The sequence below is a fragment of the Cedecea davisae DSM 4568 genome (genome assembly GCF_000412335.2).
Classification (GTDB): domain Bacteria; phylum Pseudomonadota; class Gammaproteobacteria; order Enterobacterales; family Enterobacteriaceae; genus Cedecea; species Cedecea davisae.
Genome location: NZ_KE161030.1, coordinates 1,867,088 through 1,891,500, shown reverse-complemented (window position 1 = coordinate 1,891,500; position 24,413 = coordinate 1,867,088). Strand labels below are relative to the sequence as shown.

At 55.4% G+C, this 24,413-nt stretch carries 20 protein-coding genes; 11 read left to right on the top strand and 9 right to left on the bottom strand.

The window, feature by feature from the left end; all coding sequences use genetic code 11:
* Window positions 1-2 precede the first annotated feature (2 nt).
* A complete protein-coding gene (gene pgaA, locus HMPREF0201_RS08845) occupies window positions 3-2,345 on the bottom strand; it encodes a poly-beta-1,6 N-acetyl-D-glucosamine export porin PgaA (RefSeq protein WP_016536239.1) in 2,343 nt (780 codons plus the stop codon).
* A 670-nt stretch (window positions 2,346-3,015) separates the two neighbouring features.
* Here pgaA and HMPREF0201_RS08835 point away from each other — a divergent pair.
* A complete protein-coding gene (locus HMPREF0201_RS08835; RefSeq protein WP_016536236.1) occupies window positions 3,016-3,582 on the top strand; it encodes a hypothetical protein in 567 nt (188 codons plus the stop codon).
* Window positions 3,583-3,612: 30 nt separating this feature from the next.
* Here HMPREF0201_RS08835 and cueP read toward each other — a convergent pair whose 3' ends face one another.
* Window positions 3,613-4,161, bottom strand: a complete 549-nt coding sequence (gene cueP, locus HMPREF0201_RS08830; protein WP_083478382.1) for a copper-binding periplasmic metallochaperone CueP — start codon at window positions 4,159-4,161, stop codon at window positions 3,613-3,615.
* A 432-nt stretch (window positions 4,162-4,593) separates the two neighbouring features.
* Between cueP and HMPREF0201_RS08825 the strand changes: the two genes are divergently transcribed.
* The 3 genes from HMPREF0201_RS08825 (at window position 4,594) to yjiA (ending at window position 8,001) form a co-directional block, all read left to right on the top strand.
* Window positions 4,594-6,747 (top strand): carbon starvation CstA family protein, encoded by a 2,154-nt coding sequence (locus HMPREF0201_RS08825; protein ID WP_016536234.1) that lies wholly within the window; start codon window positions 4,594-4,596, stop codon window positions 6,745-6,747.
* Window positions 6,748-6,823: 76 nt separating this feature from the next.
* Window positions 6,824-7,027, top strand: a complete 204-nt coding sequence (locus tag HMPREF0201_RS08820) for a YbdD/YjiX family protein (RefSeq protein WP_016536233.1) — start codon at window positions 6,824-6,826, stop codon at window positions 7,025-7,027.
* Between the two features lie 11 nt (window positions 7,028-7,038).
* Window positions 7,039-8,001 (top strand): GTPase, encoded by a 963-nt coding sequence (gene yjiA / locus HMPREF0201_RS08815; protein WP_016536232.1) that lies wholly within the window; start codon window positions 7,039-7,041, stop codon window positions 7,999-8,001.
* A gap of 1 nt (window position 8,002) precedes the next feature.
* Here the strand turns inward: yjiA and btsR are convergent, their stop codons facing one another.
* Entirely contained in the window at window positions 8,003-8,722 is a 720-nt protein-coding gene (gene btsR, locus HMPREF0201_RS08810) for a two-component system response regulator BtsR (protein ID WP_016536231.1), read from the bottom strand.
* Window positions 8,716-10,404, bottom strand: coding sequence for a sensor histidine kinase (locus HMPREF0201_RS08805; RefSeq protein ID WP_039898178.1), 1,689 nt, complete (start codon window positions 10,402-10,404; stop codon window positions 8,716-8,718). The genes btsR and HMPREF0201_RS08805 overlap by 7 nt, the downstream gene beginning before the upstream one ends.
* Before the next feature lie 455 nt (window positions 10,405-10,859).
* Between HMPREF0201_RS08805 and HMPREF0201_RS08800 the strand changes: the two genes are divergently transcribed.
* The 6 genes from HMPREF0201_RS08800 (at window position 10,860) to HMPREF0201_RS08775 (ending at window position 17,304) form a co-directional block, all read left to right on the top strand.
* Window positions 10,860-11,882 (top strand): methionine ABC transporter ATP-binding protein, encoded by a 1,023-nt coding sequence (locus HMPREF0201_RS08800; RefSeq protein WP_016536229.1) that lies wholly within the window; start codon window positions 10,860-10,862, stop codon window positions 11,880-11,882.
* A complete protein-coding gene (locus HMPREF0201_RS08795; RefSeq protein ID WP_016536228.1) occupies window positions 11,875-12,543 on the top strand; it encodes a methionine ABC transporter permease in 669 nt (222 codons plus the stop codon). Before HMPREF0201_RS08800 ends, HMPREF0201_RS08795 begins: the two co-directional genes overlap by 8 nt.
* A gap of 92 nt (window positions 12,544-12,635) precedes the next feature.
* Complete coding sequence (locus HMPREF0201_RS08790; RefSeq protein ID WP_016536227.1) at window positions 12,636-13,451, top strand: MetQ/NlpA family ABC transporter substrate-binding protein; 816 nt, start codon at window positions 12,636-12,638, stop codon at window positions 13,449-13,451.
* Between the two features lie 96 nt (window positions 13,452-13,547).
* Entirely contained in the window at window positions 13,548-14,093 is a 546-nt protein-coding gene (locus tag HMPREF0201_RS08785) for a shikimate kinase (protein WP_016536226.1), read from the top strand.
* Window positions 14,094-14,157: 64 nt separating this feature from the next.
* Window positions 14,158-16,644, top strand: coding sequence for an ATP-binding protein (locus HMPREF0201_RS08780; protein ID WP_039898176.1), 2,487 nt, complete (start codon window positions 14,158-14,160; stop codon window positions 16,642-16,644).
* 33 nt (window positions 16,645-16,677) lie between these two features.
* Entirely contained in the window at window positions 16,678-17,304 is a 627-nt protein-coding gene (locus HMPREF0201_RS08775; RefSeq protein ID WP_016536224.1) for a response regulator transcription factor, read from the top strand.
* 7 nt (window positions 17,305-17,311) lie between these two features.
* Here HMPREF0201_RS08775 and HMPREF0201_RS08770 read toward each other — a convergent pair whose 3' ends face one another.
* The 5 genes from HMPREF0201_RS08770 to HMPREF0201_RS08750 form a co-directional block, all read right to left on the bottom strand.
* Window positions 17,312-18,328: a fimbrial protein gene (locus HMPREF0201_RS08770; protein WP_016536223.1), complete on the bottom strand. Its 1,017-nt coding sequence runs from the start codon at window positions 18,326-18,328 to the stop codon at window positions 17,312-17,314.
* A gap of 15 nt (window positions 18,329-18,343) precedes the next feature.
* A complete protein-coding gene (locus HMPREF0201_RS08765) occupies window positions 18,344-19,369 on the bottom strand; it encodes a fimbrial protein (RefSeq protein ID WP_016536222.1) in 1,026 nt (341 codons plus the stop codon).
* Between the two features lie 25 nt (window positions 19,370-19,394).
* Window positions 19,395-21,929: a fimbria/pilus outer membrane usher protein gene (locus HMPREF0201_RS08760; protein ID WP_016536221.1), complete on the bottom strand. Its 2,535-nt coding sequence runs from the start codon at window positions 21,927-21,929 to the stop codon at window positions 19,395-19,397.
* A 26-nt stretch (window positions 21,930-21,955) separates the two neighbouring features.
* Window positions 21,956-22,639 (bottom strand): fimbria/pilus periplasmic chaperone, encoded by a 684-nt coding sequence (locus HMPREF0201_RS08755; protein ID WP_016536220.1) that lies wholly within the window; start codon window positions 22,637-22,639, stop codon window positions 21,956-21,958.
* Window positions 22,640-22,707: 68 nt separating this feature from the next.
* Entirely contained in the window at window positions 22,708-23,235 is a 528-nt protein-coding gene (locus HMPREF0201_RS08750; RefSeq protein WP_016536219.1) for a fimbrial protein, read from the bottom strand.
* Window positions 23,236-23,786: 551 nt separating this feature from the next.
* On the opposite strand from HMPREF0201_RS08750, the gene HMPREF0201_RS08745 reads away from it, so the two are divergent.
* On the top strand, window positions 23,787-24,410 hold the full coding sequence (locus HMPREF0201_RS08745; protein WP_016536217.1) for a response regulator: 624 nt from the start codon (window positions 23,787-23,789) through the stop codon (window positions 24,408-24,410).
* Window positions 24,411-24,413 lie beyond the last annotated feature (3 nt).

Here is a 24,413-nt window from a genome sequence, read left to right as displayed (position 1 = left end):
CCTTAAAATCTTAAATTCGCGTCAAAGGCCACGGCGAGATTGCTTTCGCGCCTGCCGTCGTAGGGGCGCTTTTCCCAGTTCAGCATCACGCCGGTGTCGAGAACGTTGTTCCATTCGATCCGCTGGCCGTAGCCGAACGAGGTAGTGGCGCCTGAGCCGTAGCTTTTCTGCCGATAAACGCCCGCGCTCGCGGTAAATTGCTGGCTCCAGACGGTGTCGTAGCGCCGGTACATGACGTGGTCTGCGGAGAGCGTCGGTGCCGCAGAGAAATCCCATTTCGGGCTGTAGTAAACCGTGTTGGCGCGGCTGTTAGCGCCGAAGGAAAAACCGGGCAGCAAGTCGAGCGTCAGCCCCGGCCTTTGCCAGACGCGCTCTTTTCCCTCGAGGCTATATTCCTGACGGAAGTTATGGTCGGTAAACCGGCTGGCGGTGGCGATGAGCTGGTATTCCCTGCGTTCATTCTGATACCAGCGCAGCCAAATATTGGCCTGGTTTGAGCTGATGCCGTTGCGTAACGCCCGCAGCGGCGTGCTGCGTGCCAGGCGTTCAATGCCGCCGCCCGCTCTCCAGCTGTCGCTGAAGCTGTGCCACGCCGCAAGCCTCGCACCGGGTTTATTGCCGCCGTTAAAATGGTTATTTGCCAGTTCAAACTCGGCCCAGCTGGCCCGGGGCCGCCACTCAATGCCGCCAAATACGCTGCGGTTCAGCCCTTTCCCCTCTTCAAAGCGCCCGCTGTTAAAGCGGTTGCCGCCGAACAGCCGCCAGTCATCCGCCAGCGGCGGGCCGTAAATTGCCGCATCCCAGCTAAAGTCGTGAGCGCCGCTTATCGGCGTATCGGAGGTAATGCCCTGATTGCCGCTGAGGCGTAACTCGGACATTCGGTGAACGTCCAGGGCGCGGCTAAGCAGCCGGGAGTCAGGATCCAGCGGCGCTCTGGTCAGCACGTCGTCGGTCAGCAGGCTCATCTGCCGCCATTCGTGAAGATCCTGCGCGACATAAGCCTGCTGCCGCTCAAGCTCCAGGTTAGACGGTTCCAGAACCTCCGCAGCCTTCAGTTCTCGTTCGGCGGCCTGCGGCAATCCCCGCATCTGCAACGCTTCAGCGTAACCTGTTCGTAGCCCCTGGTTGCCAGGCCCGGTCGTCGCCAGGTGACAGGCGAGCTTTTCCGCCTCCGGCAGCGCATGTGTTGCCAGAAGATATTGCAGAGAGAGCGTTTTACCCTCCAGCCAGGCGTCGTTAGGCTGGGGCGTGGGCGAGCCTGCGATGTAAACAACATACGGCGCGCTGCCGGTGATGCTCTCCACATAGCGCCTGGCAGCCAGATACTGGCCGCTGTCCAGCAGGGCATAAAACATCGCGTGTTCGCTTTCATCCGGCAAAGGCCGTGCAGCCTGGGGCGACAGAGCTACGGCCGGCTCCAGCCTTCTTTGCGCCAGATAAGCGTCCACCACCCAGCGCAGCGCCCAGTCGGGAACATCCGCCTTATCTGAAGCCAGCGATTCATATTCAGCGGTGACCTGCGGGTAATAGTTGTGTGCATACAGCGCGCCAAGCCTGTCTATGCGGGCGCGAACAAGGTCTCTGGCGGCCTGCGGGTCGTTGCGCCAGCGGGCAAAAAACACGTCGTAGCGGTCCAGCGCTTGTTGTGCGACGGCAAAGCGTTCTTTTTCTTCGCGAGGAATAATATCCGCAAAGCGCACCAGCTCTGAGGCGGCATCTATTTCCAGCCTGCGCCGCTCTGCGGGAGTGAGATTTGCCCTGCCCGCAAGTTCCAAAGCGGGAGCGCTAATTCGGTTAACGCTTAAAGCATCGGCCAGGGTACGCAGCGCCGCGAGATCTTCAGGCGCGAGCGCTCCCAGCCGCTGAGCTTCAAACAGCGCGGGCCATTCCTGCTGCCCGTCGGCAAGCGTTTTTATCCGCCCGATGCGGTAGTCAATATTTGCCGGAGCAAGGCGTAGCGCCTGTTCCCAGAGCGCAAGCGACTCCGTCCAGCGCCGCAGGTTGCGGTATGACCGGGCGGCAGAAGCTATGCCCCGGGCGGGAATTGAAACCCGCTGCTGGTAACGCTGCCAGACGCTAACCACTTCTTCATCCCGCCCGGCCCAGGAAGCCACCTGCAGCCAGTCGGCAACCTTTTCGTCGCTAAGCCCCCCCTGCATTTGCTGTCGTTTTAATGTATCCAGCAGCGGCTGATAATTCCCGCTACGGACCAGCATCACCTGCTGCTCATAGGCGGACTCACCGCCGAAACTCTGAGCGGGAAATAGCCCTATTAAGCCCAGCAATAACGCCAGCTCTGCGCCATGACAAAAGAATAACTTATTGATATTCAGTCGTTGTGCCATAAATATCTATTCTATATTCCGTTATGAATGAGTACGCGCTTTCCGTAGCGTTAAATCAGCTACTAATGGAAAATGTGCACATTAGATCCACGCGATGGATTTTATCGCGGATTATTGCGATGCGTGTGTTTTTGAGTAGCTTCACCCTTACGTTAAAACGGAGAATTAAAATACATTCGCCTGGCCACCCGATATGACCGACGAGAATAATAAAGTACCGTTAGCCGTTTTGTGAATACGTCAAAAAGGCGGTTGCGGTGCTTTTAAGAATACTCTGCAACGGTTATTTCCAGATAAAATAAAACCCTATAACATAATGATTAACAAATAAAAAAACAAAAAAATGAAAACCCATGAAATGGAAAAAATCCATTGTCTGGTGGTTTTCCCTGTGCCATTCAGGAAGTTTCCTGGCAAAGATTCTTAATTTTTTATTAGCCCACTTCTTTCTCCATTCATTTAATTTATAATTCGCCACATGGATAATCATAAAAAATGCACAAAGCGTTATTAATATCTTATTCAACGTCGTGTTTTGGTGGCAGGCTAACTAACAAAAAGGTTAGTTAACTCATTTTCAATGAAATATCTAAATGCCGGAAAGAAAGCTGCGGCTCTTCTTCCGCTATGGATAGCCGTTTTTGTTGATCGGATATTAACAGGATGAGCCGTGGTGAATGCGACACTTTTAGTCACTCAGGATTACTATCTTTTTCAGGGCATAAAAAACTGTTTGCCGGAAACGCTTCAGTTACGAACCGTAGACAGAAGGATTTTTAGCAGCGGATACCAGGAATACTCGCTGCTGGTTGATAGCCGCCTGCCGCTTTTTTTTTGGCAGAATATTGTTATTAGCGCGGACAAAACCGGGGCGCGTATTCGCTGCATTATTCTCGATATGCGCCACAGCGAAATCCCTCCACTAAGGCTAAAACAGAGCCTGGATATGTCGATACCGTATCGGGAGATAGAAGCAATATTGACCCAATTACGCCGGATAAAGCCTGAAGTTGCGGCAAAAGAGTGGTTTCGCGAGATGCGCCTTAGCGGCGAAGAACGGGCGATGATGCGGCTACTCAGATTGGGTGTGCCGATGGAACAGGCGGCGTTGAAATTAAATACTTCGCTTAAAAGTCTGTATCGCAGGCGTATTGAGCTATACCAGCGGCTCGGCCTGGCGAGTTTTAATGAAGCCTGCCTGCTTATTTTCAGAAATGAGCCGCCGGACTATCCATAATGTAACCGGAGAGCCGGGCGGCCGGGTAAATTACGCCTGTTTTAGTTGCAGAGTGGTCATGCAGGTCTGGCTGCCGTCATAGGTAGCAAAAGGCGAGCTGGCCGAGCGCCCCTGGTAGCTGACGTTTATCGTGCCTTCGGTATTACGCGGCAGCCACACGCCAACAAAACCGTTTTGATGGCTGGTTAGCGTTTTATGCAAAACCACCTTCCCTGCTTTATCGGTGATGTTCACCTCAAACGCCGTGTTGGCAAGCTCCCCCTGGCAGCCGGAAAGGCTGTGGTTAAAGCAGGGATGGGTTTGCTGAAGGTAAGGCGCAAACGAAAGATAGAATTTATCCCCCAGCGGGTAGCTCACCCGCTGCTTCTCGTCCGACAGGACTAAAGCTCCGCTGGTTATGCCCGCGCTATAGGCAAGCGGGCGAGCCTGCGTGGAGCCATCAATAGCTTCAACCAGTTGCTCAACGTTTTTGCCTTCCAGCCCGTGGCGGGCCAGAAACGCATCGCCTTCAGACGTAGCCGCCAAAGCCGAACCGCTCAGCATCAGCGCCACAAGCGCCGTTATGGTACGCATTTTCATCATTATTCCCCTGGAGTCAGTGTGCATAAATAACTGGCGCAGACGTTACACCTTCCCCCTGGGGGAAGGTCAAAGCCCGGGGAGTATAGAAAGGTAAAGCAATGTATTTATTCAGTTTTAATTGATTTCAATCAAACATTGTCCGCCGCCATGAACCGCAATCGGACCGTTGAATCGCTGTTTTTTCCCTTTGCATGGGCATCCGTGAGATCTAAATCACAACTTTCAGCAAGTTAGCGCCGCGGCAAAACCGCTTAGCCCATCCGGCAACCGCTTATCTTCGCATATGACCGCTCAGCCACTCTTTCTCCCGCCGGGCAAGAAACGGCGTCAGGCTATATACGGCATAAATTCATGCTCCTTTGTGACAAAAACCAGGTTCAGTAATACAGAGACAGGTATTACGAAAGTATTCTGACAAACGGAATTATTATGAATAAAAATAAATTTCTCAAACACATACCCTGGGTGATTCTGGGGATAATCGGGGCCTGCTGCCTGGCAGTGGTTGCCCTGAGAAGAGGGGAACACATCAGCGCCCTGTGGATAGTCGTGGCTTCGGTTTCGGTCTACCTCGTCGCCTACCGCTATTACAGCCTCTATATTGCGCAAAAGGTGATGAAGCTTGACCCTACGCGCGCGACGCCTGCGGTTATTAACAATGACGGTCTGAACTATGTTCCCACCAACCGCAACGTGCTGTTCGGCCATCACTTTGCCGCGATAGCCGGTGCGGGGCCGCTGGTTGGCCCGGTATTGGCCGCGCAAATGGGCTACTTACCCGGCGTGCTTTGGCTGCTGGCGGGCGTAGTGCTGGCGGGTGCGGTACAGGACTTTATGGTGCTGTTTATCTCGTCGCGTCGTAATGGCGCTTCCCTTGGCGAGATGATCAAAGAGGAAATGGGTCCGGTGCCGGGCACAATCGCCCTGTTCGGCTGCTTCCTTATAATGATAATCATCCTTGCCGTGCTGGCGCTTATCGTGGTTAAAGCCCTGGCAGAAAGCCCGTGGGGGGTCTTTACCGTTTGCTCGACGGTGCCGATTGCCCTGTTTATGGGCATCTATATGCGCTTTATCCGGCCCGGGCGGGTTGGCGAAGTCTCGGTCATCGGCGTTATTTTGCTTATCGCCTCGATTTACTTTGGCGGCGTGATTGCCCATGACCCGTACTGGGGCCCGGCGCTGACCTTTAAAGACACCACCATTACCTTTACCCTGATTGGCTACGCTTTCGTTTCTGCCCTGCTGCCGGTGTGGCTGATCCTCGCTCCACGCGACTATCTGGCGACCTTCCTTAAAATCGGGGTTATCGTCGGCCTGGCCATCGGTATCGTTATTCTCAACCCTGAACTGAAAATGCCGGCCATCACCCAATATGTGGACGGCACCGGCCCGCTGTGGAAAGGGGCGCTGTTCCCGTTCCTGTTTATTACGATTGCCTGCGGGGCCGTCTCCGGCTTCCACGCGCTTATCGCCTCCGGGACAACGCCAAAATTGCTGGCCTGTGAAACCGATGCCCGCTTTATCGGCTACGGCGCAATGCTGATGGAGTCCTTCGTTGCGGTGATGGCGCTGGTTGCCGCCTCCATCATCGAACCAGGCCTCTACTTCGCCATGAACACGCCGCCAGCGGGCCTTGGCATTACCATGCCAAACCTGCATGAGCTGGGCGGAGAGAATGCGCCGATGATTCTGGCGCAATTGAAGGATGTGACCGCCCACGCGGCGGCGACGGTAAGTTCATGGGGCTTCGTTATTTCCCCGGAACAGATCCTGCAAACGGCCAAAGATATTGGTGAACCTTCGGTGCTTAACCGCGCTGGCGGCGCGCCAACTCTGGCCGTAGGTATCGCCCATGTGTTCCACAAGATTGTGCCGGTTGCAGATATGGGCTTCTGGTATCACTTCGGTATTCTGTTCGAAGCGCTGTTTATCCTTACCGCGCTGGATGCCGGTACGCGTTCCGGGCGCTTTATGCTACAGGATCTGCTGGGCAACTTTATTCCGTTCCTGAAAAAGACCGACTCGCTGGTCGCAGGTATTGTCGGCACGGCCGGGTGCGTTGGGCTCTGGGGTTACCTGCTGTATCAAGGCGTGGTCGATCCTCTCGGCGGGGTGAAAAGCCTGTGGCCGCTGTTCGGCATCTCCAACCAGATGCTGGCCGCCGTAGCGCTGGTGCTGGCAACCGTGGTGCTGGTGAAGATGAAGCGCACCAAATACATCTGGGTTACCGTGGTGCCTGCCGTCTGGCTGCTTATTTGCACCACCTGGGCGCTCGGCCTGAAGCTGTTCAGCAGCAACCCGCAAATGGAAGGCTTCTTCTTTATGGCCAACCAGTATAAGGCGCGTATCAGCGCCGGCGGTGCAGACCTGACCGCTCAGGAGATTGCGAATATGAACCATATCGTCGTCAACAATTACACCAATGCGGGTCTGAGTATTCTGTTCCTGGTTGTGGTGTACAGCATTATCTTCTACGGTATCAAAGCGTGGAAAGAAGCGCGCCAGACCGAGCTTCGCACTGATAAAGAAACCCCTTATCAGCCGGTGCCGAAGGAAGGCGTTAAACTCTCATCCGGCCACTGATCGTTTCATCTGACTGCCCCGCCCACGCGGGGCTTTCTCCTGCCGCATAGCGGCTAAATTTCTTAAGGAGCGACGGATGTTCGATAACTTAGGCGCAGCAAAAAAATACCTCGGCCAGGCGGCCCGGATGCTTGTCGGCATTCCGGACTACGACACCTACGTTTTGCATATGCAGACCAACCACCCGGACAAACCGGCCATGAGCTATAAAGAATTCTTCCGCGAGCGCCAGCAGGCGCGCTACGGCGGAGATGGAAAAGGCGGAATGCGCTGCTGTTAAGGAATAATGTTATGACACCGATTGCAGTGACTGTTTTAACCGGCTTTCTCGGCGCGGGGAAAACCACCCTGTTACGCCACATTCTGCATCACCAGCAGGAGAGCAAGATTGCCGTTATTGAGAATGAATTTGGCGAAGTTCCCATCGACAGCCAGCTGATTGGCGACCGCGCCACCCGCATTACCACGCTGAGCAACGGCTGTATCTGCTGCACCCGCTCAAGCGAGCTGGAAGACGCCCTGCTTGACCTGCTCGACAGCCTGGATAAAGGCGAGGTGCAGTTTGACCGCCTGATCGTCGAATGCACCGGCATGGCGGATCCCGGCCCTATTCTTCAGGCGTTTTTCTCCCATGAAATTATCTGCGAGCGCTACCTGCTCGACGGCGTTATCACCCTGGTCGATGCGGTTCACGCCACATCGCAGCTCGACCAGTTCCAGCTTGCTCAATCCCAGATTGGCTACGCGGACCGTATCCTGCTGACTAAAACCGACGTTGCCGGGGATTGCAGCGAACTCATCGAGCGCCTGCAACGCATCAACGCACGCGCCCCGGTTTACCCGGTAGTCCACGGCGATATTGAACTGGGCCTGCTGTTTGATACCCGCGGTTTTATGCTGGAAGAAAATGTTGTGGCGGCAAAGCCTCGCTTCCACCACATTGCGCAGCAGCAAAATCCTGTCTCTTCGATTGTGGTCACGCTCGACTACCCGGTAGCGCTGGCGGCGGTTTCCTCGGTGATGGAAAAACTGCTTTCCGGCTTTGCCGACAATCTGCTGCGCTATAAAGGCATGCTGTGGATTGAAGACCAGCCGTGCCGCCTGCTGTTTCAGGGTGTACAGCGGCTTTACAGCGCAGACTGGGACCGTGAATGGCAGCCGGACGAAACGCCGGGCAGCACGCTGGTGTTTATTGGAATAGCATTGCCGGAAGCCGAGATCCGCGAGGCTTTTGCCGGTTTACGCCAGGGCTGACTTACAGCCCCACCGCCTCTTTCAACGATTTTAAATAGCGCCGGCTGACCGGCACGGTACGCCCGTCGCGCAGCAGCAATTCCGCCTGGCTGTTATCCTCCAGGCGGATCTCCTGAAGATAATTCATATTCACCAGATACTGCCGGTGGCAGCGCAGCAGCGGCGTGCGGCCTTCAAGCGTGCGCAGCGTCAGCTCGGTAAACCCTTCTTTGCCGTCCCGGCTGGTGACGTACACCCCGCTCATCCGGCTACTGACGTAGGCCACTTCCTCCATCTGCAACAGCCAGATGCGGCTATGCCCGCTGCACGGGATAAACTTCAGCGGCTGCTGGCTTTCAGGCAGGCCAGAAACGTCCTGCGCTTCGTGCTCCTGATGCAGTCGCGCCAGCGTTTTTTGTAATCGCGGAGCCTCAATCGGCTTCAGCAGATAGTCAAAGGCACGCTCTTCAAAAGCCTGCACCGCATACTTATCAAAAGCCGTGAGGAAGACGATGCGCGGGCGGTGCCGCTCATCGAGCATGCCGACCATTTCCAGGCCGCTGATACGCGGCATCTGAATATCAAGAAACAGCACGTCCGGGCGCAGTTTGTTTACCGCACCAATCGCTTCAATCGCGTTGGAGCATTCACCAATAATTTCAATGTCGCCGTCATCCTGTAGCAGGAGGCGCAGGTTCTCACGCGCCAGCGGCTCATCGTCAACAATCAGCACTCTTAACATACAAATTCCCCCGCTGGCAGCCGCAGCGTGACGCGCGTAAAACGGTCAGGATCGCAACTTACGGCGATGCCATAATCGTCGCCAAATCGCGCCCGCAGGCGCTTGTCCACCAGATTCATGCCTAACCCGTTACCGTTGATTTTCGGCCGGTACAGCCCGGCATTGTCTTCTATGTCCACAAAGACATTGTCCCCCTCGCTGCGGGCGCTAATTGTGATAACGCCTGTGCTTAACAGCTGAGACGTGCCGTGTTTAATCGCATTTTCCACAATCGGTTGCAGCGTAAAAGCGGGCAAGTGCTGATGGACAAACGCCTCCGGCACCTGTAATTCAACCTTAAGCTGCGACTGGAACCGCGCCAGCTCGATTTGCAGATAGGCGTTAACGTGTTCAATTTCATCGGACAGCGTGACAATCTCCGACGGGCGCTTGAGGTTCTTGCGGAAGAAAGTCGATAAATATTGCACCAGCTGCCCGGCCTTATCGCTGTCATTGCGGATAACCGCCTTCAGCGTATTCAGGGCATTAAACAGGAAGTGCGGGTTTACCTGGGCGTGGAGCAGCTTTATCTCCGACTGCGCCAGCAGCGCCTTCTGCTGCTCGTATTTACCGGCGAGGATCTGCGCCGACAGCAACTGCGCAATCCCTTCGCCAAGGGTTCGGTTGATTGAACTGAACAGCCGGTTGCGCGCCTCGTAAAGTTTAATCGTGCCGATGACCCGCTGGTTCTCGCCGCGAAGTGGGATAACCAGCGTTGAGCCCAGCTTGCAGTGAGGATGCAGAGAACAGCTGTACGGCAGCGCGTTACCGTCGGCATAAACCACTTCGTTATTCTCAATCGCCCGCCAGGTGTAGCCCGACGAGATAGGTTTCCCCGGCAGGTGGTGGTCATCCCCGGTGCCGGTAAAAGCCAGCAGCTTCTCGCGGTCGGTAATCGCGACGGCGCTGATATCCAGCTCCTGAAGCAGCACCTGCGCCACCTTCATGCTGTTCTGCTCGTTAAAGCCCTGGCGCAGAATACCTTCCGTAGAAGCCGCTACTTTTAGCGCGGTGGCGGAAAAAGCCGAGGTGTATTTCTCAAACATCGCGCGCTTATCCAGCAGGATGCGCATAAACATCGCCGCGCCGAGCGTATTGGTCACCATCATCGGGGCAGCAATGCTTTCAACCAGGTGCAGCGCGTCTTCAAACGGCCGGGCAATCAGCAAGATGATCAGCATCTGCACCAGCTCGGCAACAAAGGTCACCGCCCCTGCCATCAGCGGGCTGAACAATTTGTCGGTACGGCCTCGTTTGATTAAATAGCTGTGGATCAGTCCGCCGATTAAGCCTTCGGCGATGGTCGAAATCATGCAGCTAAGCGCCGTCATTCCGCCCAAAGAATAGCGGTGAAGCCCGCCGGTAAGGCCCACCAGCCCGCCGACGACCGGGCCTCCGAGCAGGCCGCCCATCACCGCCCCGATGGCGCGAGTGTTGGCAATCGAGCCTTCAATGTGCAGGCCAAAATAGGTACCCATAATGCAGAAAACGGAGAAAGTGATGTAACACAGCAGCTTGTGCGGCAGGCGCACGGTTACCTGCATCAGCGGGATAAACAGGCGGGTTTTACTCATCAGCCAGGCAATCACCAGAAACACACACATTTGCTGCAAAAGCAGCAGCACTAAATTGAACTCATACATGCTCAGACATTCTCCGTACACAACGCGCGACAACATAGCGCGGCTGGCAAAATATTTCCCGATCGCGCTTCACGCTTTGTTAATCCTGCGGGGAGAATTTTTAATTCGTCTCAGATATTCGGCTATTAAATAGACTTTTTTAAATAAAAAAACCAGACACAGACCTTAAAGTAAATTAATTAGCCAGAGAATAATAAATATCCAAACTCAATATAAGCAACGCTGATTATTTGCTAAAGAAAATCCAGATAATGCAGTTCAGAAACTGCCCGGCATTGCTATATGCCTTATCGCTATAACTCATGTTTTTTATATTCTTCTGGCATAGCACGTTAGCAGGTAGTATCGGCTAAACAACGGCGATTAAGCTCGCAGGACAAAGCCCACCATCGGCCATTCACAGCGGATTATGCTGCCGGAAGGCGGAAGTTTTAAGCAGTTAAGGAAAGGTAATAATGATCGTTCTATCGGGCGTGTCGAAAATATTTGCCGGGAAAAACGGCGATATTAAAGCCGTGGAAAATATTAGCCTCACTGTCGAAAAAGGCCAGATTTACGGCATTATCGGCTATAGCGGCGCGGGTAAGAGCACCTTAATAAGGTTATTAAACGGCCTCGAAGCGCCCTCTTCCGGTTCTATTTTTATTGCCGGTCAGGATATCGCCAACGCCAGCAGCGAAGCGCTTCGCCAGGCGCGTTTAAAAGTCAGCATGGTGTTTCAGCATTTTAATTTACTGTGGTCGCGCACGGTGGCTGAGAATATTGCCTTCCCGATGCAAATTGCCGGGGTGAATAAACGCCAGATTAAGCAACGCGTTGGCGAACTGGTCAAGCTGGTTGGCCTGGAAGGACGAGAAGGCGCCTACCCTTCCCAGCTCAGCGGCGGCCAGAAACAGCGCGTCGGCATTGCCCGTGCGCTGGCTAATAATCCGGAGGTTTTGCTGTGCGATGAAGCAACATCCGCATTAGATCCACAAACCACCGACGCCATCCTCGACCTGCTGCTCGACATCAATCGCCAGCTCAAATTAACCATCGTACTTATCACTCATGAAATGCACGTAGTACGCAAAATTTGCCAGCGCGTCGCGGTAATGGAAAACGGCAAAATCGTCGAAGAAGGCGCGGTGCTGGACGTGTTCACTCATCCTCAACAGCCGATAACACAAACCTTTGTCCGCCAGGTTTCCCACCACGGCGAAGGCGGCAGCCCGTTCAACCCGCAGTGGGTTCAGGGGTTAAGCGGCAGCATCCTGAAGCTTATCTTCCCCGGCGGCCAGGCTCAGCAGCCGGTGGTTGCCGAAGTCATTCAGCACTTCAACCTCGCGCTGAATATCCTGCACGGCAAGATTACCCAAACGGTGGACGGCTCGTTTGGCGAGCTTTATGTCCATTTTGAAGAGGCCAGCCAGCTGGACAATATTGTGCAATACCTGAATCAAAAGCGGGTAGAAATCGAGGTTATTCAACATGCCTGAGCAATTATTCCCGCATTTAAACCTCGATAAGCTGTGGGCCGCAACCGGCGAAACCCTTTATATGACGGCCTGGTCCGGGCTGGCGACGCTGGTGTTGGGCATCGCACTCGGCGTACTGCTGTTCTTAACTTCTCGCGGCCAGCTGCTGCAAAACCGGCTGGTTTATTCGGTTGTCACGGTGCTGGTAAACGTCTTCCGTTCGATTCCTTTTATCATTCTGATAGTGCTGCTGATCCCGTTTACCAAAACGCTGGTCGGCACTATTCTCGGCACCAACGCCGCGCTTCCGGCGCTGATTGTGGGTGCCGCGCCCTTCTATGCGAGGCTGGTTGAAATTGCCCTGCGCGAAGTCGACAAAGGCGTTATCGAGGCTACGCGCTCCATGGGGGCCAAAACCCACACGCTTATCTTCCGCGTATTGCTGCCCGAGTCCTCTCCGGCGCTGGTGTCCGGGATTACCGTCACCCTGATTGCGCTGGTCAGCTACAGCGCAATGGCGGGCGTTATCGGCGCGGGCGGCCTCGGCAACCTCGCCTATCTGGAAGGTTTTCAGCGCAACCACAACGACGTCACCTTAGTGGCAACCGGCATGATACTGGCCATCGTTTTTATTATTCAGTTTATCGGCGACCGTATTACCACTCTGCTGGATAAGCGCTAGCAGAGATTCATCTTTCGGCAGTCAGGCGCGCTATCTGCCTGCCGGAGTTCCACGGCAATGCTTTTTATAATTAATCACTACTGGACGGGATAATGAAAAAACAATTTATGATGTTAGCTCTGGCTTCTCTGACCGCGCTGAGCCTGCATGCCAATGCGGCAGAAAAGCTGATTGTTGGCGCGTCTAACGTGCCGCATGCGGAAATTCTGGAGCAGGCGAAGCCAATCCTTGCGAAAGAAGGTATCGACCTGGAGATTAAAACCTTCCAGGACTACATTCTGCCGAACACCGCCCTGGCGGAGCGTGAAATTGACGCCAACTATTTCCAGCATCAGCCGTATCTTGACTCGGTATTACAGGATCATAAAGGCGATAAAAACTACGATTTCGTCAGCGCCGGGGCAATCCACGTTGAGCCGATTGGTATTTATTCAAAGAAATATAAAAGCCTGAAAGACCTGCCGCAAAACGGGAAAGTCATTATGCGTGACTCGGTTGCCGAAGAAGGGCGAATTCTGGCTATCTTCCAGCGCGAAGGCGTTATCACCCTGAAACCGGGCATCAAGCCGGTTAACGCGCGCATTACCGATATCGCAACTAACCCAAAACACCTGCAATTTAAGGCTGATATCGAAGCCGCCCTGCTGCCGCAGATGTATGCCAATGACGAAGGCGACGCGGTTGTTATCAACGCCAACTACGCGCTGGACGCTGGCCTGAACCCAATCAAAGATCCGATTGCGGTTGAAAGCACCGAAGGCAACCCGTACGCCAATATCATCACCGTGCACAGCGCCGACGTGAAGAAACATGACGTCGTAGAACTGGTAAAAGTCCTGCACTCTAAAGAGATTCAGGACTGGATCAAAGAGAAATACCACGGCGCGGTTGTGCCGGTTAACCAGTAATAATCGTTCTTTGTCCACATTCTGAAAAGGGGCACATTGTGCCCCTTTCTTTTATCCAATAGCATTCAGGGAGAGGATAAATAAGCGAGAAGGCAGATGGCAGATTTTGTTTTTCTGATTGGCCCCGGCGGCGCGGGCAAAAGTACCGTGGGTAAATTTCTGGCGGCTCGCCTCGGCTATGCGAAAGTCGATCTCGACGACGAGTTCTGTGAGCGAATCCTGAACATCCGCGAATTTATCGCCCTTAACGGCTATGAAAGCTATCTCCTGGAGAATGCAAAACTGCTGGAGGCGCTGCTGGAAGAAGCCGAAGCTGATAGCGTCTTTATCCTTTCCTCAGGATTTCTGGCAACCGATATCCGCCCCGACATCGTCGCGCGAAACAGAAAACGAGTCGCAGAAAGCGGCACCTCGGTGCTGCTGATGCCGTCCCGCGATTATCAGCAGGCGGTTAACTGCATTGTCGAGCGCCAGCTACAGCGGGGCTTTGGCCTGAAAAGAGAAAGCGAAATCGCGAAATTCAGCCAGCGTTTTGAGGCATATCTATTGTCAGGCGATGTGCAGATATTTTCTATGGCCGCCCCCGAGGCCATCGCCGCCAGCATCTTTGATGAGTTAAACAGCCGACGAGTCGCTTATTAATCTCTGTTTTTACAGCTATATTGACTGACATCTAAGCCCAAAAGCCACCGAAGGGAACGCCACGATGCGGCTGACCGCTGTTCTGCGCCTGATTAGCCTCTGCCTGCTCTGCATCGCCTCCGTGCTGCATGCTCAACCAGCGCCCTCTGCCTCATCGGGTATGGCTAACCCTCTCGGGCTGACCCAGCAAGAGCAAGACTGGGTTGCCGCTCATCCGGTGGTGCCGGTTCTGGTGGTCAATACTCATATTCCGCTGACCTTTATAAATCAGGAAGGCAAGCAAAGCGGTTACGCCGTGGCGCTGCTGAACAGCATCGGCAGGCAAAGCGGGCTACGTTTTACCTGGCATCCCTTCAATAATCTGGTGGAGATGCGCGAACAGCTTAAAAAAGATCCCAACTCGTTAATTGCCGCCGCCGATGCCTCCGCAACGGGGCCTGATGCCGGGCTTATCTATACCCGCCCGATTCAGGTAACCGACTGGGTGCTGGTCACCCGCAAAAATTTCCCCGCCATAAACTCGCTCGCCGGAATGAACGGTAAAAAGGTGGCGGTATTTACCGGCAGTTATTATCTCCCGGATTTACGCAGGCGGTTTCCGCAGGTCGAGTTTGTCGAGCAGGACTTCTCGCTGGAAACCGCCCTCGCCCTGTTCATTCATAATCTCGACGGCGCCATCGTGCCGCAAACCGCTGCCAGCTTCGTGCTGAAAAGCTATCTCGAAGATCGATTCCGTATCGCCATAACGGTGCCCGTCCCCCCGCTGCGGCTGGCGATGGCCTCCGGCGAGCAAAACCGCGCGCTGCTGTCGATAATCGACAAAGCTCTGGAGCGAGTGCCGCCCCAGGAAATGGAGGAGCACCTTAGCGGCTGGCAAATGCGCTACGCGCTGGAGCGCTTTGAGGTCTGGGGCCATTACCGCACCGGGATTATGAGCGCAATTGTTCTCATCAGCCTGGCCGCGATGCTGCTGGTGTTCTACTTCTGGCGCAATCGCCTGCTTAAACGCACCCTCGCAACCCAGCGGGCGCTGCAAAACGAGCTTCAGGCTTCTCAGGCGCAGTTACAAAAAGCCAGCGAGTCAAAAAGCCAGTTTCTGGCGCAGATGAGCCATGAAATACGTACCCCGATGAACGCCCTGATAGGCCTGCTGGAGCTGGAGAATGCCGGGCGCAGCTCGCCGGAACAGCGGCGTAATAACATCGCCGTCGCCTATGAGTCGTCAAAATCATTATTGATGCTGGTGGGCGATATTCTCGATATGGCAAAAATCGAGTCCGGCACTTTTACCGTGCGCAGCGTTCCGCTTTCCCTGAGCGAGATGATTAACAGCGTCAGCACCCTGTTCCGCTACAGCGCGGAAGAGAAGCAGCTTTCGCTGCATGCAAGTGTTGAAGTGCAAGACGACCGGATTCTGTTCGACCCGGTTATGCTCAAACAGATCGTTTCTAACCTGGTGAGCAACGCCATCAAATTTACCGCCCGGGGCGAGGTGGAAATCATTATCTATCAGGCCAAAAAGCAGCCCGGTAAGAAAGGCGATTATGTGCTGGAAGTCTGCGATAGCGGCGTGGGAATGAGCGAAGAGCAGCAAAAAGCTATTTTCGAACCTTTTGTTCAACTGGACGCCGCGCGGCGGGCGCACCACGGCAGCGGTCTGGGATTAAGTATCTGCCGCCAGCTGGCAGATCTACTGCACGGAAGCCTGGAGGTTGAGAGCACGCCGGGCGAAGGCACCACGTTTATCTTCCGTTTCTCGGCTCCGATAGCGCCTCCTGAACAGGACAGGAGTCAACCCGGAGCCAGCCTGAGCGCCTCACACTCACGCAAAATTCTGGTTGTTGACGACCATCCGGCAAACCGTTTACTGCTGGTGCAGCAGCTTGAATTTGCGGGCCATACCGGCGTGGCGGCGGAAAACGGCGCTCAGGCACTGCGGCTTTGGGAAGCGGAACAGCCGCCGTTTGATATCGTCATCACCGACTGCAACATGCCGGACTTTAGCGGCTTTGAGCTGGTGCGCCAGCTGCGGGAAAAAGAGCGGCTGGCGGGAAGCAAGCCCCAACCGATGTTCGGCCTGACCGCCATGGCAGAGCAGCAGGTACGCGACCGGGCAATACAGGCAGGGATGACCGACTGCCTGTTTAAACCGGTGGAGCTGGCAACGCTGCTTTCCCGCATCGATGAATCCGCTGAGAACATCGGCGAACATCCGCCGCGAGCGCTGCTTTCTCTTAACAAGCTTGCGGGTTCACAGCCGGCGGCTTTTCACGCCCTGGTTAACACTATAATTGAGCAAAACCAGCTTGATATGGCCGCGCTAAATAACGCCCTTGCCGGTGGAGATTTCATCCGGGTTAAAGACAGCGCTCATCGCCTGGCCGGAAGCGCACGGCTGGCGGATGCCGCCGGGCTGTCTGAAATCTGCGGGAAAATAGAAACCGCTGCGCAGGCGCGAGATGGTGAGGCGATTAACGCTTTAATCGCAGACTGCGAACGGCTGGTAAAACAGCTGGAGAATACGCTGCGCCAGGTTGCTATACTGCCATAACCAGTTGATACCTAACCTTCGGGCCGCCCTTTTATGAGTAAGATTTATATCGTCGACGATCATCCTGTTTCGCAGCTTGCCGTCAAAGTGGTGGCGGCGAATAACGGCTACGAAGTGGTTGGCATCAGCGATAACGGCCGCGACGCGATTAACGCCCTCAGCGGTAACGCCGGTGTAGATTTGGTGGTTATCGACATCGAAATCCCGCCGCCTAACGGGCTGGACGTGATTAAACGACTGCGCCAGCAGGGATTTAACGGCGGAATCCTGGTGCTCACGGGCCATAACGATAGCCACTTTGTGGATCGCGCCCGCCGCGCCGGAGCAAACGGGTTTATCAGCAAGAATAACCATCTCGATCAGCTGGTTGACGCCTTCAAAGCTATTATCAGCGGCTACGAGTTCTTCCCCCAGCGGCCGCAGGCGGTGAATACATCGGCCGGAGTTCAGTCTGAAAGCGAGCTGCTCGGTACGCTGTCCAACCGCGAGCTTGAGGTGCTGGGGCTTATCTCTCGCGGCGAGATGCTGATTGATATCGCCGCGCAATTGCACGTCAGCAATAAATCCATCAGCACCTATAAACGCCGCATTATGGCCAAGCTCGGCTTCAGCAAAACGCTGGAGATGATCGAGTTTGCCAAACGCAATAATCTCGCCTGAGCCGCGCTTACTGATAAGTCATAGTGAAGGTCGCGTTAGCATCGGCTCTGCCCGGCGTGACCTTCGCCCCGGTCTGGTAATAACGCGCCGCAAGCGGGAGCGAATAAGCGCCATCGACGCTGGTGGTGGCAATGCTCATCATCGTGCCCAGTTCAAGCGGCGTGTCGTTATACAGCACCTGGATACCCACTCCGGTAGCCGTTTGTCCCGCCTGAGCCGCATCCAGATTAAGAATACCCAGGCTGCTGTTCTGCGCCCCGCCACTTCCCGGCGCAAGCGTCAGCTTTATCTTCGTTTCGGCATCGCAGTTCAGCTTGATGGCAAAATCGGCGTCGCCGCTGGTGCTGCCCGGCCCGGAGAAATCGGTATTTTTCGCCTTGCCCATTCTCACGGTAATCGAGCTGTTCAGCACCGAACAGGCTACGGTTTGCACGCTTCCGCTACCTATGCGGTAGTCCATGATATTGGTTTCACCCACCACCAGTGCCTGAGTGATGGAGCCGATAGTAATAGGGCCTGAGCCGGTAACCGGGGCAATTTTTACCAGCTGTAGCCGGTAGTTGCCCCAGGTTCCGCCGCACAGACGCCACCAGGTGCCGGACCAGGTACAGGAAGTGTTGGAGATCTGACGCGGCAAAGGCCCGGTGCCGTAGCGCCAGGTCGTTGATCCCGCCCCGCTGGTCACCACGCGAAACGCGAGACCCGGCACCCCGGACTGATAAAGCGTCTGACCGTTATAGTTCACCGGCATAAATCCCCCGTTGCCCAGCGCCCAGCGGGTGACAAATCCTGGACTGTCGCACTGAATAAAGCTGTCGCGACTGCCGAGACGGGTATCAATGGCCGTCGCCACCACGCTGCCAACGGGCGCATCCCGCTGCACCACAACATGCCCGAAATCGAGCGTAACCGAATCATTGGCGCTGAAACGGCCGTCCATAAAGGTGCAGCTTGCCTGGACGCTTTTTTCCGCCCCAAGCAGCAATACGCCGCCCCAGATAACTTTGCTGAATAATGTTTTCATATTTGCGGCCTGGCTCTACTGATATGTCAGCGTAAAAGTGGCGTTGGCGTTGGCTATTCCCGGCGTAACGGCGGGCTGCGTCTGGTAATAGCGAGCCTTGAGTGGAATAGCATAAGTGCCGTCTGCCGCCGTAGTGGCAACCGCAATTCTGCTGTTCAGAGCAAGGGGCGCGTTGTTATACATAACCTGCACGCCAACGCCGCTGGCGGTTTTCCCCGCGCCCGCATTGTCGATATTAAGAATGCCCTTAGCCGCATCCGCCGCGCCCGCATTGCCCGGCGCAAGGGTGAGATTAATGTGGGTGGAAGCGTCACAGTTCAGGTCGATAGCGAAATCGGCATCGCCGCTGGTGCTGCCGGGGGTGCCGAAGTCGGTGTTTTTCGCTTTGCCCATCGTCACGCTGATATTGCTGTTGCTTACCGAGCAGGCAACCGTCTGAATTACACCGCTGCCGATGGTGTAATCAATAACATTGGTGTCGCCCACCACCAGCGCCTGAACGATCGACCCCGCAGTCATCGGCCCGGACCCCGTTATCGGGGAAATTTTGACCAGCTGAAGGCTCATCCCGCCCCATGTGCCGCCGCACAGACGCCACCATCCTGTCCCGGTATTACAGGCCATATTAGTGATCTGCCGCGGCAGCGGGCCGGTGCCGTAGCGCCCGGCAGTAGAGCCCGCTCCTGATGTCACAATACGAAATGCCAGCCCCGGTACGCCTGACTGGTACAGAGTTTGTCCGCCATAAGCTACCGGTGCAAATCCTGGCCCTACTGCCCATTGGGTGGTAAAGCCGCTGGCGTTGCATTGCAGAAAATTATTACGCCCGCCGAGCGTAGAGTCACCGAGCCTGGCTACGACCGTGCCCACCGGCGTATCCCGCTGGACGACTATCGTGCCCCAGTCCAGCGCAACCGAGTCGTTAGGCCCGAAGCGGCTATCCATAAACGAGCAGGTTGCCAGCGCGCCTTTTGAGGCAACCAGCAGCAGCGCGCAGGTGAGCAGGCGCGGGCGAAATGCTTTTTTAATTAATCTGTTCATCGTTATCTCTTATCCGAAGCCGCGCTTAGCGACACTGTGCGTCAAGGGAGGCAATAGCCGCAGTCGCCTCGTCATGATTAAGGCTGTAGCTGACCCGGCACCGGCTATCTGCTCCTTTGCCCCACTGCACCAGCAGCGTGCCTTTAGGCTGTAAACCGGCGAGATAGACCTGGCCGCCGTCGCCGACGATACCGCTGCCGCCGCTGCGCTCGGCTTCATTGGCGACCGTAGCGCCAAACGGGACGGCTTTGCCGTTCGCGCGAATCAGGGTCATTAACACGCGCAGGCCGACCTGGGCGCGGTAATCGGCGCGCACTACGGCTCCGCGAGTAGGCACCACGCTACGGTTGGTTTGCTCAAGATCGACGTTTTCTTTCAGGCTTTCGGTACTCAACGTGACGTCGTTATGGCGGTACGGCATTAAGTTCGGCACCAGGGCGTAACCACGATAGTCGGTTTTCACGCCGGTCTGGTTATTCACCGCCACGCCGGAAGCCCCCGGCACTTTGACCAGGCCAAACGTCTCGCCAAGCTGCTGCCCGGCGGTGATGCCGTCCGCGTGCGCCACAATCGAACCCTGCACGCCGTAGTTCAGGTTGCGCTGCCCGCTGGCGTAGCTGTAACCGCCGTTAACTTCCCCGTAGGTGCCGCGATAGTTAAGGCTGGTGTAGCCTGAATTTTCGCGCTCGCGCGAGGCATAGCCCTGGGTCACGTTCCAGTTAAGGTTATTACCTTCCAGCGCGGTGCCGTTCAGGCCGACGGTATTCACCGTGCCGCGGGACTTGCTGCTGCTAATGCCGTAGCTGGCGTAGCTGTTGCTCAGCCAGCGGCCAAGCGGCAGGCTGATATTCAGCGAGACAACCTGGTCACGATCGTAGGTTTTGCCGTACTCCGTCGCCGCTCCGGCCTGGGAGGTATTGCGATTCAGGGCATAGTTGAGGCTATAGCTGACGCCGTTCCAGCTGTTGTTGTAGCCCACGCTCCAGGAGGAGGTTTTGCGTGCGCCATTCCAGTAATCCTCGCTAATCGCGCCGACGGATAAATAGCCGCGTTCGTCACCGAGATCCTGGCTCAGCGTCAGTTCCGCCCGGTTACGTTTTCTGTCGTTTCTCAGGGTGTACGGATTATCACGATAAGTTTCCAGCACGTCCGACAGCGAAGCAAAGCCCTCGGTGGAGTAGCGATAACCGGCAATGGCGACGTGGGTTCCCGTCTCGGCGAGGCTTTTACTGTAGCGCACGCGCCACGACTGCCCCTGGCTGGCTTCCTGCTCCTTCGGCTGGCCCCAGGATTGCGTTACGTCGGCGGAAATAGCGCCGATAACGCCGAGGTTCTGCCCGACGCCTGCGGCAAACGAGCGGTAATGCTCAGCCAGCTGCGCGCCGCCGTATATCGTCATGCCTTTGCCGACGCCATAAATTGCGGTGCCCTGCCCAAACATGGTTTTTTCAACGCTGCTGTCGTATGTGCGGTACTGGCCGCCGGTCAGGCTAAAGCGCAGCCGCCCTTCGCGCTGCAATACCGGCAAGGAGGCAAAAGGCACCACCATGCTCTGCTCGCTACCGTCCGCTTCTTTTACCGTGACGTACAGGTCGCCGCTGCCCCCGGTCGGGAACATATCGGTAATTTCGAACGGGCCTGCCGGCACCGTGGTCTGGTAAATGACATACCCGTTCTGGCGAATGATAACCTGCGCGCTGTTGCTCCGTGCGATGCCGCGCACCACCGGGGCATAACCGCGCTGGCTTTCCGGCAGCATTTCGTCATCGGAAGCCAGCTGTGCGCCGCGAAACGGCACGCTGTCGAATACGTCCGACGGCGCGAGGCTTTCGCCCAGCGTAAGCTGGCTTTTGAACGGCACGATACTGCGCTGGGCGTAGCTGTAAACCGTGCTCCATTTATCATTCTCGCCGTTGCTGCGTGACCAGGTTGAGTAGTTGCGCAGGCGCCACGGGCCAAGGTTAATACCCGGCCTCAGGTTCAGATACTGGCTACCGCCCGAACCGCCGCGCTGGCCTTCCAGCTCGCTCATGCCGCTAAAGCTGTAGTTCAGCAGGGCTGCATTAATTCCCTCATCCCACTGCGAAGGCGGGACATAGCCGCGAATGCGCGGGCTAACAGCCGCCTGAGGAATAGAAAGGTCAAGGCGCTGGGCGCTGAAAACGAACTCGGCGCTGCCTTCGGGAATGGCCGCAAGCGAAGCGCAGTTTTCACCCACCACTTGCAGTTCTGGATATAAATCCACGCGCACGCCGTACTGCGCCAGATCGGCCACGGTCAGGCACGGCTGCAGACCCTTATCTGCGGTCTGGAAAAACGTTACCGCCTTGCTGTCTACCTGCTCGCCGTTGAGGTAGATGTCCACCGGGTAGCTGCCCGGAAGCTGGCCGCCGTTTTCAAACGCCGAGAGATCGGGTGCGGTGCCGCCTTCGCCGGTGTGCTGAAGCAGCGCGGGATTAAAGTAATCCTTTGCCTCAGCCGCAAGCGAAGACAGGAGCAGTGCGATAGTGGTAGCCAGTAAGGTTGGCCGCGTTTTTCCGGAGCAAGCAAAAAAGGGCATAATTTTATTCCAGCGGATTCGGTTCTTTAAAGAGAGGCTTTGTGGACTGCGCCAACGGCGCCGTAGTCGCTGATGACTTTCCATTCAACCTGGCTGCCGCGCGCGTCTGCCGGCAGTTCAATACGGGCCGAGGAGCGTGGCGCAACGTAAGTGGCCTTGTCGAGCTGACGGCCGCCGATGCTGACCGACTGGAAATTGATGTAATAAGGCGTCGGGTTGGTTACGGACAGAGCCTGGCCCTGGCGCGCCCATTTAAGCTGGCCGCTGGCGTTTTCCGGCGTTTCACCCTTCAGCGCCGCCGGGCGATAAATCAGCTTGATGCGGGTATTAATTGCGAGCTGTAAGGTGTTTTCAGCCGCCGAAGCATCGGTCGCCGGAATAGACTTTATGTTCAGCCAGAACAGCGTTTCACGATCCGCTGGCAAACTGGCACCGGCCTGCATGATACGCAGGGTGTTCTTTTGTTTGGCGTCGAGGCGGAACAGCGGCGGCGTGACGATAAAGCTGCGCTTATCGCTATTGCCCGCTTCGTTTTCCACCCACGACTGAATCAGGTACGGAGAGGCGTCCGGGTTGTCGATACCGATTGCCGCTTCTTTTTTCTCACCGTCGTAAATAACTCGCGTGCCGCCAACGACAACGCCAGCGTGAGCAATACCGCTTCCTGCGAGTAAGCCTGCTAACAGCAGAGAAGAGAGTTTTGTCTTCACAATAGAGACTCCAGAGAGAGGGAAAAAAAGCCGACCCGCAGGCCGGCTGGAGTAATTGCTTAGAGCAATCAGTTGTAAACCACGCTGAACGTTGCGGTGGCGTTGGCCGGACCTGCGGTCACGGTTGCCGCTTTAGCCACATAGGCCGCGTTGAATTTCAGCGTGTTGGTGCCTGTCTGAGCCAGTGCGATGCTCTGGGAAGGCGTGAACAGCGGCAGCACGGAGTTGTCCGCATTGCGGATCTGAATGCCTACGCCGGTAGCTGCGCCCGGAGCCTGGGTCAGCGCCAGCGCGGAGTTGTCGCCCTGATATGCTGTACCGTCGAACTTCACGGTTGCGCTGGTGACGGTCGCCGGGCAGCTGGTCAGGTCAATCTGGAAGGCCGTTGCGCCAGCGGTGTCGCCCTGCGCGGCAAACGCTTTATCGCTTACCTGCCCCAGAGTAACGGTCTGGCTGGCGCTTGCCGGAGAGACGGTACAGGCTGCATCGATGATTTCACCGTTAAACTGAATGGTGCCGTCGGCTGCGTTAGCCGTTGAAACTGCCGCACCGCTGATAACGGAAAGTAATGCCAGAGCGTGTAATTGCTTTTTCATAAAACATGATTCCTGTGAATAAATGAAGTTCAACGCCGGACACCGTATTAACCTTCCTGCATAACCGTATTGGTTTATGAAAGATGCGCATTCAAAACTTTTCTTTAAAGAAAAGGCAGTGAGTTACCGGTCATTCCTGTAGTTAATTAGCAAAGCGGGTCACGCTGCGAACATCAATTAACACCAAGCAAGTATAAAAGGTTAACCAATCATTATTCCGCGCTGCATGAACCAGTCGCAAATCCTTTGCGGTAAGTTTGGTAAATATACGCTCCGATATATTCCCGCCTTGTGGAACTCACTATACGCCCACCAAATAATTAAACATTCAGAATGGCGTCAGAGCATTGTCATCAAAGTCATCAATTTCTGTCATCCCAGGACTACAAACACACCTTGCTGAGCCGCAACAGCCCCGCACCCAGCGCGAATGGCGGGCAGCATTAACAATCGACAAAGGACGACAAGAAAAGTATGCATTATTTTATCAGTTGATATAAACGGCCATTTTATGTCAGCCTTTATAAAGAAAATAAACTCGAGGAAGAATAATGGCGACCCTGTTGATAATAGACGACCATCCGATGGCGCGTCTGGCTATTCGCATGCTGCTGGAAAAAGACGGTCATCAAATCCTTGCCGAATCCGGCGACGGCTCGGAGGCATTTAAATTAATTCAAAAATTAAACCCCGAAATTGTCGTCGTGGATTTAGATATTCCCGGATTGAGCGGCGTGGAATTAATAGAAAAATTAAGAAACCACGACTTCTCTGGCCGCCTATTAGTGCTAACCGGGCGCGATGACGAGCATTATTTAAGCCGCTGCATGAATAGCGGCGCGGATGGTTTTGTCGGCAAGGGCAATAATCTGGACGAATTACAGGATGCGGTACGTGCCGTAGAGCGCGGCTATGGTTATTTTCCGCTACGCCGCCAGGCCAGCGCGAAAAACAGCCGACCTGCGAGCGAAGTTGAGGCCGTAAAAAGACTGTCCAACCGCGAGCTACAGGTGCTTTGTTACCTGAGCCGGGGGGTAAAAATCATGGATATCTCCGACAAAATGCACATCAGTAACAAAACGGTCAGCACCTATAAAACCCGCATCATGACCAAGCTTCAGGTCAGCAGCACCCTCGAGCTGATTGATTTTGCCCGCCGCCACAGCCTGGATTAAACC

Excerpts from the sequence above, each read along its gene's own strand:
- HMPREF0201_RS08760 (WP_016536221.1), bottom strand. The coding sequence starts at position 21,929 with ATGCCCTTTTTTGCTTGCTCCGGAAAAACGCGGCCAACCTTACTGGCT.
- HMPREF0201_RS08765 (WP_016536222.1), bottom strand. The coding sequence starts at position 19,369 with ATGAACAGATTAATTAAAAAAGCATTTCGCCCGCGCCTGCTCACCTGC.
- HMPREF0201_RS08820 (WP_016536233.1), top strand. The coding sequence starts at position 6,824 with ATGTTCGATAACTTAGGCGCAGCAAAAAAATACCTCGGCCAGGCGGCC.
- HMPREF0201_RS08745 (WP_016536217.1), top strand. The coding sequence starts at position 23,787 with ATGGCGACCCTGTTGATAATAGACGACCATCCGATGGCGCGTCTGGCT.
- cueP (WP_083478382.1), bottom strand. The coding sequence starts at position 4,161 with ATGAAAATGCGTACCATAACGGCGCTTGTGGCGCTGATGCTGAGCGGT.
- yjiA (WP_016536232.1), top strand. The coding sequence starts at position 7,039 with ATGACACCGATTGCAGTGACTGTTTTAACCGGCTTTCTCGGCGCGGGG.
- pgaA (WP_016536239.1), bottom strand. The coding sequence starts at position 2,345 with ATGGCACAACGACTGAATATCAATAAGTTATTCTTTTGTCATGGCGCA.
- btsR (WP_016536231.1), bottom strand. The coding sequence starts at position 8,722 with ATGTTAAGAGTGCTGATTGTTGACGATGAGCCGCTGGCGCGTGAGAAC.
- HMPREF0201_RS08790 (WP_016536227.1), top strand. The coding sequence starts at position 12,636 with ATGAAAAAACAATTTATGATGTTAGCTCTGGCTTCTCTGACCGCGCTG.
- HMPREF0201_RS08780 (WP_039898176.1), top strand. The coding sequence starts at position 14,158 with ATGCGGCTGACCGCTGTTCTGCGCCTGATTAGCCTCTGCCTGCTCTGC.
- HMPREF0201_RS08750 (WP_016536219.1), bottom strand. The coding sequence starts at position 23,235 with ATGAAAAAGCAATTACACGCTCTGGCATTACTTTCCGTTATCAGCGGT.
- HMPREF0201_RS08800 (WP_016536229.1), top strand. The coding sequence starts at position 10,860 with ATGATCGTTCTATCGGGCGTGTCGAAAATATTTGCCGGGAAAAACGGC.
- HMPREF0201_RS08785 (WP_016536226.1), top strand. The coding sequence starts at position 13,548 with ATGGCAGATTTTGTTTTTCTGATTGGCCCCGGCGGCGCGGGCAAAAGT.
- HMPREF0201_RS08795 (WP_016536228.1), top strand. The coding sequence starts at position 11,875 with ATGCCTGAGCAATTATTCCCGCATTTAAACCTCGATAAGCTGTGGGCC.
- HMPREF0201_RS08775 (WP_016536224.1), top strand. The coding sequence starts at position 16,678 with ATGAGTAAGATTTATATCGTCGACGATCATCCTGTTTCGCAGCTTGCC.
- HMPREF0201_RS08825 (WP_016536234.1), top strand. The coding sequence starts at position 4,594 with ATGAATAAAAATAAATTTCTCAAACACATACCCTGGGTGATTCTGGGG.
- HMPREF0201_RS08805 (WP_039898178.1), bottom strand. The coding sequence starts at position 10,404 with ATGTATGAGTTCAATTTAGTGCTGCTGCTTTTGCAGCAAATGTGTGTG.
- HMPREF0201_RS08770 (WP_016536223.1), bottom strand. The coding sequence starts at position 18,328 with ATGAAAACATTATTCAGCAAAGTTATCTGGGGCGGCGTATTGCTGCTT.